This is a genomic window from Rhodococcus sp. IEGM 1354 (assembly GCF_030056855.1).
Taxonomy (GTDB): domain Bacteria; phylum Actinomycetota; class Actinomycetes; order Mycobacteriales; family Mycobacteriaceae; genus Rhodococcoides.
Window position 1 is genome coordinate 449,233 of the sequence record NZ_JASHKT010000004.1, and the last position, 12,333, is coordinate 461,565.

The window sequence follows — 12,333 nt, forward strand, 5'->3', positions numbered from 1 at the left end:
CGACTTTAGTCCTCAGACTCGAACCAGGCAGGCGAGCGGGTAGTCACTGCACTTGCCGCGGCCGTCGAGCGCCTCGATTTCCAGCACCACGGTCGCCCCGACCACCACCGCGCCCTGCTCGGCCAACAACCGAGCTGTCGCATCGACGGTACCGCCGGTGGCAAGGACATCGTCGACCACGAGCACCCGTCGACCGGCCAGCTCGATGGAGGTCGGAATCTGCAGTTCTGCGGTTCCGTACTCGAGATCGTAGGTTCGCGAGTGCACGGGCGGCGGCAGTTTGCCCGCCTTGCGTACAGCGAGCACCCCGCAACCGAGCTCGAGTCCCACGCCCGCTCCCAGCAGAAACCCTCGGGCATCGATGCCGGCCACCAGATCGACGTTCTCGAAACCCTCCGCCAGTGCCGTGACGACACTGCGCAACGCGGGCCCCTCCGCGAACACCGGGGTCAGGTCGCCGAACCGCACCCCGTCCACGGGAAAATCGTCCACCCACCGCGTCAGCCGATGCACGGCCGACACGGCATCACCGCGCACCCCGCCGTCCTGAGTCACTGTCGCATCGCTCATTTCAGAAGTACCCACCGATCCATGTTCCAGCCGGCACCGGCCGCCGTGGGGTTGGCCACGACGTCCTGCATACCGTCGCTGACGACGGTGGTGCGCGGCTCGCTGTACAGCGGAAGCGACGGCATGTCGTTCCACAGAATGTTCTCGCCCTCGGTCGCCAACGCCAGCACGCGCTCGGGATCGTCGGTCACCGCCAGCTGGTCGACGATCGAGTCGATCCGCCCGTTGCTGTACCCGCCCACGTTGAGGCCGATACCGGTTCGCAACGAGTACCGTGCGACGACGGACGACGCCGAGCCGGTCGGCCCTGGCAGCGACCCCGCGCCGCCGAGAACGGCGTCCACTGTTCCGGCACGAAGCGCGGACGGCGTGAACTCCGGTGAGCTCGCGTCCTCGACGGTTATCCCCGCCGCCGCACAATCGGTCGCCATTCGGCTGACCAGCTGAGAGCGGCGCGCGTCCGGTGCCAGGTAGCCGACGCGCACGATCAGCGCACTGTTACCCGACGCGGCCAGTTCCTTGCCGGCGCGGTCCAGGTCCGACCGCTGGTACCGGTCGCCGACCGTCGCGGCCACCGAGGGGTACACCAGAGTGTCCGGTTGCATCAGCCGAGAATCGACGACGCTGGAGCCGGGCCCGGCCGGCGGTGCCTCGAAGCCAGGGTGCCCGAGTGTGTCGAACAGGTCCGTTCGCGGGATGCATGCGGCCACGGCCCGGCGAGCACTCGCCTCCGCCAGCGCGCCCTGGGTCGCGAACGTCAGCTGCTCGACGCCTCGCGACGGTTCCGTGACGGTCTCGAACCCCTCGGTCGAACCCAGATCGATCGCGCCCGCACCCTGGTCGATCACGTCCAGAGATCCGTCGGCAATCTTGGCCGGGACGTCGGTGCCCTTGGGCCAGATGACGACTCTTTGCGTCTCGGGCGGAATGCCCCACCAGGCGTCGTTCGCGACCAGAACCAACCCGTCCTCGGGGGTGTACGAGTCGACGCGGTACGGACCGGCCGACGGCAAAAGAGACGTGTCGACAGAACCGGGCGTCAACGTCCACCCGGTGTTCCAGAAATCGGCGATCCGAGAGACGACACCGTCATCGCCGGCCACTATGGGATCGACGACGTTCGGTACCCCGGCCGCGCGCGCAGCCACGTGTGCGGGCAACAGATCGGTGGCACCGAAGAGAGCTCGCCAGTTCTGGTAGCTGCGGCCCGGGGCGAAGACGACGGTGGCGTCCTTGGACCCGGGGACGCAGTCGATGCTCGCGATGTCGGAGTATCCCGCCGTCGACGCCGCGTCGAACAGGGGACGGTCGGTGGCGAACCGGCCGCTGTTGGCGGCCCACGCCAGCACCAGGTCATCGCACGCCATCGGTGCGCCGTCGGAGTATTTCGCCGCAGGCGCGATCGTGTACTGCAGCGTCAGAACGTCCCCAGGCACCACGGCGACGGTACCGATGTCGTTGTCCGACAGCGCATCACCGTCCGGTCCCAGATAGCTGAACCCGACCTGGACTCGTGTGAACGCCTGACGCGCTCCCGACGCGGCCCCGTCGACGGTCCTGGCGTTGTAGTTGTTCACCACGTTGTCGAACGAATACCCGATGGAAGGCACCTTGTCCTCCGAGGCCGAACATGCGGTGAGCGACGCTGCGGCCAGACCCGCTGCCAGCAGTGCCGCGCTCCACCTACGTTCCACGTGCACTCTCCATCTCTACGATCTCGCTATCGGCGCTTCTTGTTCCGCTTCCCAGTGGGGCGATTGCCGGGCTGCGGTGCCGACGCCTTGCTGACATCCACGCCGACGGCCACCGGTTCGGGTGCGAGACCGGCGGCGCGCGCCGCCGCGTCGGCACGCTTGGAGTGGACCTTGCGAGTGTGGACCGCGACCGGGCCCCACTTCTCCTTCAGGGTCACCAACAGCGGCGTGGCGAAGAAGATGGACGAGTAGGCACCGACGATCATGCCGACGAGCTGCACGAGAGCGAGATCCTTGAGCGTTCCCACGCCCAGCAGCCAGACCGCGACGATCATCAATGCGATGACCGGCAGAACACCGATCACGGTCGTGTTGATCGATCGCATCAGAGTCTGATTCACGGCGAGGTTGGCCTGCTCCGCGTACGTCTTGCGGTGCAGGTTCAAGATGCCTCGGGTGTTCTCCTCCACCTTGTCGAACACCACGACGGAGTCGTACAGCGAGAAGCCCAGAATGGTCAGCAGACCGATCACCGTGGCCGGGGTCACCTCGAAGCCGACGAGTGAATAGACGCCCGCGGTGACGACGAGGTCGAAGCCCAATGCGGCCAGGGCCGCCAGCGCCATGTCTCGTTCGTATCGGATGGCGATGTAGATGCTGACGATCACCAGGAACACCGCGAGGGCTATCAGAGCCTTCTGGGTGATCTGACTCCCCCATGTCTCACTCACGTCGGAGACGCTGATGGCATTGGGCGTTGCGGTGCCCGAGTTGTCCTGCGGCTGGAAGGACTGGAACAGCGCCTGTCGAAGAGTGTCGACTTCGGCTGGATCGAGCGCCTCGGAACGGATCTGCACCGTGGCCGCGGCACCCGAGCCGACCGTCTGGACCGACACCGGGGGCATGCCCAGCGAGTCGTTGTAGACGGTTTCGACCTGCTCGGTGGAGATGTTGTCCGCGGCGGGCAATGCGATGCGGGTGCCGCCCTCGAAGTCGATACCGAGCGTGAACCCACGCACGAGGAAGCTGAGCAGGCAGATCAGCACGATGACGCCGGTCAGCACGTAGTAGAACCTGCGGCGTCCGACGATCTCGAATGCACCGGTGCCGGTGTAGAGACGAGAGAACCAACTGTGCCTGGGCTGCGTGGACTGGTCGACGCTCGAATCGTCGAGAGGCGATGGGGTCGAGGTGGCCGTATCGGACATGTCATGCCTCCTTCGACGGCGACGCGGCGCCGGTCTTGACGGCGACTGCCTTGTTGGCGGCGCGCTTTCGTTCGAGCGCTATCTGCTGAACCGCGCCGAGACCGTTGACGGACGGCTTGGACCAGAATTTCGACTTCGACGCCAGATTCACCAGCGGCCACGTCACCAGCACCACGACGATGACGTCGAGGATGGTCGTCAGTCCCAGGGTGAACGCGAAGCCGCGCACCTGACCGACTGCCAGTACGTACAGAACGGCAGCGGCGATGAAGCTGACCGCGTTGCCGGACAGGATGGTCTTGCGTGCGCGGGCCCAACCGCGGGGCACTGCTGATCGGAAGCTGCGGCCCTCGCGAATCTCGTCCTTGATGCGTTCGAAGAACACCACGAAAGAGTCCGCGGTCATGCCGATACCGATGATCAGGCCGGCGATGCCGGCGAGGTCGAGGGTGAAGCTGATCCACCTGCCGAGCAGGATCAGGATGCCGTAGACGACGAGCCCGGCCAGCGCCAACGACAGAGCCGTGAGCAGGCCGAGGGCTCGGTAGTACAGCAGGCAGTAGACCAGCACGAGGGCCAAGCCGATGGCACCGGCGATCAGGCCTGCTTCGAGTGACGCCAATCCCAGTGTGGCCGAGACTGTTTCGGCCTCGGAGGACACGAACGACAGCGGCAGCGAACCGTACTTGAGCGTGTTGGCCAGTTCGGAAGCGCTCTGCGCGTTGAAGTTGCCGGTGATCGACGTGGCACTACCGGCGGGAGTGGCACCCTGAATGACCGGCGCGCTGATCACTTTCGAGTCCAGTACGAATGCGGCCTGCTTCTGCAGGTTCGCAGCCGTGAACTGCGCCCAGGTGTTCGACCCCTCGGAATCGAACGTCAGGCTCACCTGGAACTGAGCCTGCTGGTTGTCGAATCCGGACGTCGCGTCGGCGATCTGCTGACCGTCGATGATCGTGGGACCGAGAAGGTAGACAGCTGTTCCGTCGGTGGAGCAGGCCACGAGCGGGAGTGCAGGATCGTCGTTGCCGGCGAGCGGGTCCGCGGCGTTGCAATCGAGCGACTGCATGGCGAGCTGCTGTATCTGCTGATCCTCGCTCTGACGAAGCGCCTTCGCGTCGGCGATCTCCTGGGCTGCGCGATCGGCGTCGGACAGCGACGCGTTTTCGGCGGGATCACTCGAGGTCGGGGCGTCCGTCGCGGGTGCGTCCGAGGCCGGAGCACCGGTTGTCGGAGCGGGGGTCGGGTCTACCGTCGTCGGATCCTGCGCCGGAAACACCCGACTCTGCGGAGCAGCTGGAGCAGCAGGATCGACGGCTGTCGCCGGATCTGCCGGCGCAGCCGGGTCCGTCGGAGTCTGCGGAGAACCCGGCGTCGCCTGGCCCGCGGATGGTGCAACCGACCCCACCACCGGACGAATGAACAGTCGAGCGGTCTGCCCCAGAGTTCTCGCCTGAGAGCTGTCGTCACCGGGCACCGTGATGACCAGATTGTCGCCGTCGATGACCACCTCGGAACCGGACACGCCGAGACCGTTGACACGGGTCTCGATGATCTGCTGCGCCTGCTTGAGGCTGTCCTGCGACGGCGCATTCCCGTCGGGCGTGCGTGCAGTCAGCGTCACTCGCGTGCCGCCCTGCAGGTCGATTCCCAACTTCGGCGAGGGGTCTCTGTCTCCGGTGAAGAAGACCAGGGCATACACCGCCGCCATCAGCACCGCGAAGACGGCGAGATAGCGGGCGGGATGCACCGATCCGCTGGAAGGTGCCACGGTGTGTGATTCTCCTCTGGGCGGTGGAAAAGTGTCTGTTCCTGTTGGCTCGTGCCTCGTTGTGTCAGCGGCGGGCGGTGCGATTGTGCACCACGACGCTCACCGCAGACGAAACCGCTGCCGGATTCTGTCTCCGACAGCGGTTCGGATGTTCGCTACGTCACTCTTTTTCGAGGCGCTTCGTCGTCTGCTCGACGGTTTCGTCGGCGGGGTTCCCGACGTCCTTGTGCAGCGACGGAGCTGCCGGCTCGGTGGGGCCGACCGCGGCGGTGCCGGTGCCGGGCACCGAATCGAACGTGTTCTCGTCCGACTCGCCGTCGTCGAACTCGGTGTCGTCGGGCAGAACCTCACGCACGACGGCGCGTGACCACGTCGTGATGACGCCGTCGGCGATCTCGAGGTCGATCGTGTCGTCCTCGACCAGGACCACTCGTGCATACAGGCCTGCGGTGGTGACGACCTCGTCGCCGACCTTCAGCGAGTCCTGCATTTCCGTGGTCTTGGCCAGCACCTTCTTCTGTCGGCGCGCGTTGAGAAACAGCGGTACCAGAAGGGCCACGATCAGCAGCGGAAACAGCAAATCCATCGGAAGGTCAGTCCTCGAAGTTCGGTTCGATAATCGTCATTGTCTCGTGCGAGAACGTCGCTGGTGCGGGCCTCGCAGCTACCCAGTGTGCCATCACCTGTGGCCCGCTCGGTCCGTTCGTCTCGTGTTGCGGCCGTTTCACTCGAATAATCCCTGCTGGACCTCGGCCGATCGCACCGAAATTCCCCCGACTGCGAGATCCGGTGGCGGGGTGAGACCGAGGTGGTGCCAGGCGGCCGCAGTGGCGACGCGACCGCGCGGCGTACGGGCGATCATCCCGGCTCGCACCAGGAACGGCTCGCACACTTCCTCGACCGTCGAGGGCTCCTCGCCGACGGCGACAGCGAGAGTGGACACTCCCACCGGTCCCCCGCCGAAACTTCGGATCAGCGCGCTGAGGACGGCACGGTCGAGGCGATCCAGTCCGAGCTTGTCCACGTCGTAGACCACGAGCGCGGCCTTGGCGGTGTCCTGGGTGACGGTGCCGTCCCCGCGCACGTCCGCGTAGTCGCGAACTCGGCGCAGCAGTCGGTTCGCGATTCGGGGTGTGCCACGCGAGCGTCCTGCGATCTCGGCGCAGCCGTCACGGTCGATGGGGACACCCAGAATCCCGGCGGATCGCATCAGAATTCGTTCGAGTTCACTCGGCTCGTAGAAATCCATGTGCGCCACGAACCCGAAGCGGTCGCGCAGCGGTCCGGTGAGCGCGCCGGACCGGGTGGTCGCACCGACGAGAGTGAACGGGGCGACCTCCAAGGGAATGGATGTCGCTCCCGGCCCCTTGCCGACGATCACGTCGACACGGAAGTCCTCCATGGCCAGATACAACATTTCCTCGGCCGGCCGGGCGATCCGATGAATCTCGTCGATGAACAGCACGTCCCCTTCGACGAGGTTGCTGAGCATCGCGGCCAGATCGCCCGCACGCTCGAGGGCGGGCCCGGAGGTCAACCGCAGTGAAGTGCCGAGTTCCGCGGCGATGATCATCGCCATGCTGGTCTTTCCCAGGCCGGGCGGACCCGACATCAGGATGTGATCGGGGGTGCCGCCGCGCATCTTCGCCCCCGAGAGCACCAGCTGCAGTTGCTCACGCACCCGAGGCTGACCGATGAAATCGGTGAGGTTCTTCGGACGCAGACTGGTCTCGATGTCGAGGTCGTCGGACATGGCCTCCGCACCGACCTGGGATTCCCCGAATTCGTCGTCCTCGGTCACGCCGACCTACCTGGACTTACCGAGGTACGCCAACGCGGCCCGCAGTGCGGTGGACGTCGTGGCCTCGGGCTGCTGTGCGAGTACCGCGTCGGTGGCCTCCTCGGCCTGCTTCGCCGGAAATCCGAGACCGATCAGGGCTTCGACGATCTGATCGCGCATCGAGTTGCCGACCCCGGAACCGGGCACCACGGAACTGCCGGCGCGGCCGACAACGGCGTCGACCTTGTCGCGCAGCTCGACCACCATCCTCTCGGCCCCGCGCTTGCCGATACCGGGAACTCTGGTGAGGGCCCCGATGTCGCTGTCCGCCAATGCTGTTCGCAGGGAGTCGGGTTCGTGTACCGCAAGCGTGGCCATCGCAATTCGTGGCCCGACTCCGGAAACCGTGAGCAGCAGCTCGAACAGCTCACGTGATTCCTTGTCGGGAAACCCGTACAGCGTTTGCGAGTCCTCGCGCACGATCATGGTGGTGAGCAGAGTGGACTCGCTCCCCCGATGCAGCGTCGCCAACGTCGCCGGTGTGGCATTGACGCGATATCCGACACCGGCCGCCTCGAGTACTGCGTGATCGAGAGCGATGTCGATCACCGACCCGCGAATGGATGCGATCACCGTGCGCCCGCCTCCTTCTTGGCCAGTTTCTCGATTTTGCGCGCCACGGCGGCGCGAGCTTTGCGTTCCTCGGCCAGACGCGCGTCGTACTTGCGCTTCTGTTCGGCGGCCATCGCCTCGGCTTTGGCCATCCGGGCGATCATCGGGGCGCGCCAGCAGTGACAGATACCCAGAGCCAACGCATCTGCGGCATCAGCGGGAGTCGGCGCGGTCTGCAGCCCGAGAATGCGCATGACCATGGCGGTGACCTGTGCCTTGTCGGCCGAACCGTTGCCGGTGACGGCTGCCTTCACCTCACTGGGAGTGTGGAAGCAGACGTCGATACCACGCCGGGCCGCAGCCAGTGCGATGACGCCGCCTGCCTGCGCGGTGCCCATGGCCGTCCGTACGTTGTGCTGAGCGAAGACTCGCTCAATCGCCACCACCGACGGCTTGTGGGTATCGAGCCAGTATTCCGCTGCTTCGGATATCCGCAGCAGACGCTGCGCGAGATCCATGTCGGCGGGAGTCCGGACCACATCCACGTCGAGAGCGACGACTGTGCGACCGACGCCTCCCTCGATCAAACTGAGCCCACACCTGGTGAGACCGGGGTCGACACCCATCACCCGCACGTCACCACACCTTCCGCTTACGAACTGTTGTTCGATAGCGTAGCGGAGCGCACCGACGGATCAGGGCTACGACACCCGGTCGATCACCGTGAGCAAACGGACCGGGTCAGTCCTCGTCGTCCAGTTCGGCCATGACCTCGTCCGACAGGTCGACGTTGGACCAGACGTTCTGCACGTCGTCGCTGTCTTCGAGGGCGTCGATCAGCTTGAAGACCTTGCGCGCTCCGTCCGCGTCCACCGGGACGTTGACCGAAGCCTGGAAGCTCGCCTCCGCGGAGTCGTAGTCGATGCCCGCGTCCTGCAGTGCGGTACGCACTGCGATCAGATCGGTCGGCTCGCTGACGATCTCGAACGTGTCGCCGTTGTCGTTCACTTCCTCGGCACCGGCCTCGAGAACCGCCATCAACACGTCGTCCTCGCTCTGTCCGTTCTTCTCGAGCGTCACGACGCCTTTGCGTGAGAACAGGTAGGACACCGAACCCGGATCGGCCATGTTTCCGCCGTTACGAGTCATTGCTACTCGAACTTCGCCTGCTGCACGATTGCGGTTGTCGGTGAGGCACTCGATGAGGATGGCGACACCGTTGGGGCCGTAACCCTCGTACATGATGGTCTGCCAGTCGGCTCCGCCCGCTTCTTCGCCGGCTCCGCGCTTGCGCGCACGTTCGATGTTGTCGTTGGGAACCGACGTCTTCTTCGCCTTCTGGATGGCGTCGTAGAGCGTCGGGTTGCCCGTGGGGTCACCACCACCCGTGCGGGCCGCCACCTCGATGTTCTTGATGAGCTTGGCAAACGACTTGCCGCGTCGGGCGTCGATCACCGCCTTCTTGTGCTTGGTGGTGGCCCATTTTGAGTGGCCGCTCATGCGATAGAGCCCCTTCCTGCTCGAATTCGGTGTTGTCGACTTTACTCGCCCGTGTCATCGCTCCGCCCCAACCGGCGATTACGGGTTTCTACGCGCTGCGCACCATGTCCACGAAGAGTCGGTGCACTCGATCGTCTCCGGTGACCTCGGGATGGAAGCTGGTGGCCAGCACTCGGTTCTGGCGCACGGCCACCACACGGCCCGCAGCAGGCCCGTTCGGGACGGTGGCGAGTACTTCGACGTCCGCACCGACACGCTCGACCCAGGGCGCGCGAATGAACACTGCGCGCATCGGTCCGCCCTCGATGTCGGCGAATTCGAGATCGGTCTCGAACGAGTCGACCTGTCGGCCGAAAGCGTTGCGGCGCACGGTGATATCGAGACCGTCGAGGTGTTCCGCGTCGGGCCTGGTGTCGAGAATGTCCGACGCCAGCAGAATCATCCCCGCGCACGATCCGTACGCGGGCATGCCGTCGGCCAGACGAGCCCGCAGCGGCCCGAGCAGATCGAAGACACCGAGCAGAGTGCTCATCGTCGTGGATTCGCCGCCGGGAATGATCAACCCGTCGATTCGGGCGAGTTCGTCCGGCCGCCGCACGGTGATTCCATGCCCACCGCTCGACTCCAGTGCGGCCAAGTGCTCGCGGACATCGCCCTGCAGTGCGAGTACGCCGATCGTCGGCGGCGTCACTTCAATCCGAAAGGATCGACGTGCGGTTTCGAGGTGTCGCGCTCGAAGCGCATCAGTCCCTCTTGGACGACGGCGGCGACCATACGCCCGGAGATGTCGAAGATTCGCCCCTGGGCCAGTGCTCGTCCGAAATCAGCGGACGGCGACGTCTGGTCGTAGAGCAGCCATTCGTCCGCTCGGAACGGCCTGAGGAACCACAGCGCGTGATCGAGGGAGGCCGTCTGCGTGACGGCGTCCGGATGCGGCACCTTGGCCGATCCGATGAGCGTCATGTCGCTCATGTAGGCGAGCGCGCAGACGTGGAACACCTGATCGTCGGGCAGCGTGTCACGGTACCTGAACCAGACCCGTTGCTGCGCAGCGAAACTGGGATGCTTGACGGTCTGATCGTCGGGAATGAGACGGATGTCCCATTCGGACCACTCCTTGTAGTAGGAGGTGTCGTACTCCGCCAGGGTGGTGGGGTCGGGCAACGATTCCGGTCCGACTACCTCGGGCATGAGGTCCTGATGGGAGATCCCGTCGTCGTCGCCGTGGAACGAGGCGGACATCGTGAAGATGGCCTTGCCGTGCTGAATTCCGGTTACTCGACGGGTGCAGAACGACCGGCCGTCCCGAATGCGATCGACCATGAACACGGCCGGCTCGTTCGGGTTACCCGGCCGAAGAAAGTAGCCGTGCAGCGAATGCACGCGGAACTCGGGTGCCACGGTGCGCACGGCCGCGACGAGCGCCTGGCCGGCAACCTGGCCGCCGAAAGTACGCGGCAGCCGGCTCGGGAACGTGCGTCCCCGATAGATGTCGTTCTCGATTCGTTCCAATTCGAGAATGTCCTCGATGCTGGCCATGGCTGTGTCCACCTTTCTGTGACAACGGCTCAGGCTAACAATGAGTGGACCAGGCAAGATGGTCGGTGTGGGTCAACCGATACCGATATTTCCCGATCTTCTGACCAGGTCGATCGTCGATGCGTGCCCCGTCGGGTCGCGAACGATCGTTGTCGTCGACGGTGCCGACGCCGCGAAGCCGGTCGACTTCGCCTCTCGCACAGCCGAACACGCCCGCGCGCAGGGCCGCCCTGCCGACGTCGTCGACCTGCACGATTACGTCCGGCCCGCGTCCATTCGATTCGAGTATTCGCGAACGGACGAATTGAGCTACCGCACTGTGTGGTTCGACTACGATGCCGTGATCCGCGAGGTCATCGTGCCGCTGCGTGCCGGTGGCCGAGGTCACTATCTGCCGCGTCTGTGGGATGAGGCAACCGATCGATCCGCCCGCGCTCGTACCGTCGAGGCCGCGCCGAATCACATAGTCCTGATTGCCGGTCCGATGCTGCTGGGCCGAGGACTGGACGTCGATCTTCGAGTGCAGTTGCGGTTGTCCGAGGGTGCGCTGCGTCGGAGGACCGACACGGCCGACCAATGGACCTGCACGGCACTGCTCGAGTACAACGACTCGATCGACGACTGCGCCGAGCGGCCGGACTTCGCGGTCCGGTGGGACCATCCGGACCGCCCGGCACTGGAACGCAGTCAGTAGCTACGCGACCGGAAGAGGACGGTCACCAACCGCGCTCGGCGAGCCGGTGTGCGACGGGCAGATCGTCGACGTTGATGCCGACCATTGCCTCGCCGAGTCCACGGGAAACCTTGGCGAGTACGTCCGGGTCGTCGAAGAACGTAGTGGCCTTGACGATTGCCTCGGCACGTTCTTTCGGGTTGCCGGACTTGAAGATTCCCGATCCGACGAACACTCCCTCGGCACCGAGTTGCATCATCATCGCGGCGTCGGCCGGGGTGGCGATGCCGCCCGCGGTGAACAGCGTGACGGGCAGCTTTCCGGCACGGGCGATCTCGACAACGAGATCGTACGGAGCCTGCAGTTCTTTCGCCGCGACGTACAGCTCGTCTTCGGGAAGTGATGTGAGACGGCGAATCTCGTCGCGAATCTTGCGCATGTGGGTCGTCGCGTTCGAGACGTCGCCGGTGCCGGCCTCGCCCTTGGAGCGAATCATGGCTGCGCCCTCGGTGATTCGACGAAGCGCTTCACCCAGGTTGGTGGCACCACAGACGAACGGAACGGTGAAATTCCACTTGTCGATGTGATTGGCGTAGTCGGCCGGGGTGAGGACCTCGGACTCGTCGATGTAGTCGACGCCCAGACTCTGCAGGATCTGCGCCTCGACGAAGTGCCCGATGCGGGCCTTGGCCATCACCGGAATACTGACCGAGGAGATGATGCTGTCGATCATGTCCGGGTCGCTCATCCGCGACACCCCGCCCTGCGCGCGGATGTCGGCAGGAACGCGCTCGAGCGCCATGACGGCAACGGCACCGGCATCCTCGGCGATCTTCGCCTGGTCTGCGGTCACCACGTCCATGATGACGCCGCCCTTGAGCATCTCGGCCATACCGCGCTTGACGCGAGCGGTGCCGATTCCGTTCTCGTTGGACCCGCCGGCAGCGGATCCAGTGGAAGCAGCGGGCGAATTGGGGGCGTGTGGG

Annotated in this window: 13 protein-coding genes; 1 reads left to right on the plus strand and 12 read right to left on the minus strand. The window is 65.3% G+C overall.

Translation table 11 applies throughout. The features are described from left to right. Positions 1–12: 12 nt before the first annotated feature. The 11 genes from QM588_RS11660 to QM588_RS11710 all read right to left on the minus strand — a co-directional run bounded on the left by QM588_RS11660 (position 13) and on the right by QM588_RS11710 (position 10,674). Complete coding sequence (locus tag QM588_RS11660) at positions 13–570, minus strand: adenine phosphoribosyltransferase (RefSeq protein WP_094621915.1); 558 nt, start codon at positions 568–570, stop codon at positions 13–15. After that, positions 567–2,270 carry an ABC transporter substrate-binding protein gene (locus QM588_RS11665; RefSeq protein WP_283313399.1) on the minus strand — a complete coding sequence of 568 codons (1,704 nt, stop codon included), beginning with the start codon at positions 2,268–2,270 and terminating at the stop codon, positions 567–569. The genes QM588_RS11660 and QM588_RS11665 overlap by 4 nt, the downstream gene beginning before the upstream one ends. Positions 2,271–2,290: 20 nt before the next feature. Beyond that, positions 2,291–3,472, minus strand: coding sequence for a protein translocase subunit SecF (gene secF / locus QM588_RS11670; protein WP_032372500.1), 1,182 nt, complete (start codon positions 3,470–3,472; stop codon positions 2,291–2,293). Between the two features lies 1 nt (position 3,473). Beyond that, positions 3,474–5,243: a protein translocase subunit SecD gene (secD, locus tag QM588_RS11675; RefSeq protein ID WP_283313403.1), complete on the minus strand. Its 1,770-nt coding sequence runs from the start codon at positions 5,241–5,243 to the stop codon at positions 3,474–3,476. A 160-nt stretch (positions 5,244–5,403) separates the two neighbouring features. Beyond that, entirely contained in the window at positions 5,404–5,829 is a 426-nt protein-coding gene (gene yajC / locus QM588_RS11680) for a preprotein translocase subunit YajC (RefSeq protein ID WP_032382098.1), read from the minus strand. A gap of 138 nt (positions 5,830–5,967) precedes the next feature. Beyond that, positions 5,968–6,996 (minus strand): Holliday junction branch migration DNA helicase RuvB, encoded by a 1,029-nt coding sequence (gene ruvB / locus QM588_RS11685; protein ID WP_045841916.1) that lies wholly within the window; start codon positions 6,994–6,996, stop codon positions 5,968–5,970. Positions 6,997–7,050: 54 nt separating this feature from the next. Next, on the minus strand, positions 7,051–7,656 hold the full coding sequence (gene ruvA / locus QM588_RS11690; protein ID WP_032372502.1) for a Holliday junction branch migration protein RuvA: 606 nt from the start codon (positions 7,654–7,656) through the stop codon (positions 7,051–7,053). Beyond that, on the minus strand, positions 7,653–8,270 hold the full coding sequence (ruvC, locus tag QM588_RS11695) for a crossover junction endodeoxyribonuclease RuvC (RefSeq protein ID WP_032370470.1): 618 nt from the start codon (positions 8,268–8,270) through the stop codon (positions 7,653–7,655). The genes ruvA and ruvC overlap by 4 nt, the downstream gene beginning before the upstream one ends. Positions 8,271–8,376: 106 nt before the next feature. Continuing rightward, entirely contained in the window at positions 8,377–9,135 is a 759-nt protein-coding gene (locus tag QM588_RS11700) for a YebC/PmpR family DNA-binding transcriptional regulator (protein WP_027496944.1), read from the minus strand. A gap of 88 nt (positions 9,136–9,223) precedes the next feature. After that, the gene (gene pdxT, locus QM588_RS11705; protein WP_283313408.1) at positions 9,224–9,826 is read right to left on the minus strand and encodes a pyridoxal 5'-phosphate synthase glutaminase subunit PdxT; all 603 of its coding nucleotides are present in this window, start codon (positions 9,824–9,826) and stop codon (positions 9,224–9,226) included. Next, positions 9,823–10,674 carry an acyl-CoA thioesterase gene (locus QM588_RS11710; RefSeq protein ID WP_027496942.1) on the minus strand — a complete coding sequence of 284 codons (852 nt, stop codon included), beginning with the start codon at positions 10,672–10,674 and terminating at the stop codon, positions 9,823–9,825. Before QM588_RS11710 ends, pdxT begins: the two co-directional genes overlap by 4 nt. A 40-nt stretch (positions 10,675–10,714) precedes the next feature. Between QM588_RS11710 and QM588_RS11715 the strand changes: the two genes are divergently transcribed. Further along, positions 10,715–11,368: a hypothetical protein gene (locus QM588_RS11715; RefSeq protein ID WP_283313410.1), complete on the plus strand. Its 654-nt coding sequence runs from the start codon at positions 10,715–10,717 to the stop codon at positions 11,366–11,368. Between the two features lie 22 nt (positions 11,369–11,390). On the opposite strand, the gene pdxS is transcribed toward QM588_RS11715, so the two are convergent. Then, positions 11,391–12,266: a pyridoxal 5'-phosphate synthase lyase subunit PdxS gene (gene pdxS, locus QM588_RS11720; RefSeq protein WP_094652899.1), complete on the minus strand. Its 876-nt coding sequence runs from the start codon at positions 12,264–12,266 to the stop codon at positions 11,391–11,393. Between the last annotated feature and the right edge of the window lie 67 nt (positions 12,267–12,333).

What these genes read in the sequence shown, in the direction of transcription:
- QM588_RS11660 (WP_094621915.1), bottom strand. Translation starts at nt 570, where the DNA reads ATGAGCGATGCGACAGTGACTCAGGACGGCGGGGTGCGCGGTGATGCC.
- secF (WP_032372500.1), bottom strand. Translation starts at nt 3,472, where the DNA reads ATGTCCGATACGGCCACCTCGACCCCATCGCCTCTCGACGATTCGAGC.
- yajC (WP_032382098.1), bottom strand. Translation starts at nt 5,829, where the DNA reads ATGGATTTGCTGTTTCCGCTGCTGATCGTGGCCCTTCTGGTACCGCTG.
- ruvB (WP_045841916.1), bottom strand. Translation starts at nt 6,996, where the DNA reads ATGTCCGACGACCTCGACATCGAGACCAGTCTGCGTCCGAAGAACCTC.
- QM588_RS11700 (WP_027496944.1), bottom strand. Translation starts at nt 9,135, where the DNA reads ATGAGCGGCCACTCAAAATGGGCCACCACCAAGCACAAGAAGGCGGTG.
- QM588_RS11710 (WP_027496942.1), bottom strand. Translation starts at nt 10,674, where the DNA reads ATGGCCAGCATCGAGGACATTCTCGAATTGGAACGAATCGAGAACGAC.
- QM588_RS11715 (WP_283313410.1), top strand. Translation starts at nt 10,715, where the DNA reads ATGAGTGGACCAGGCAAGATGGTCGGTGTGGGTCAACCGATACCGATA.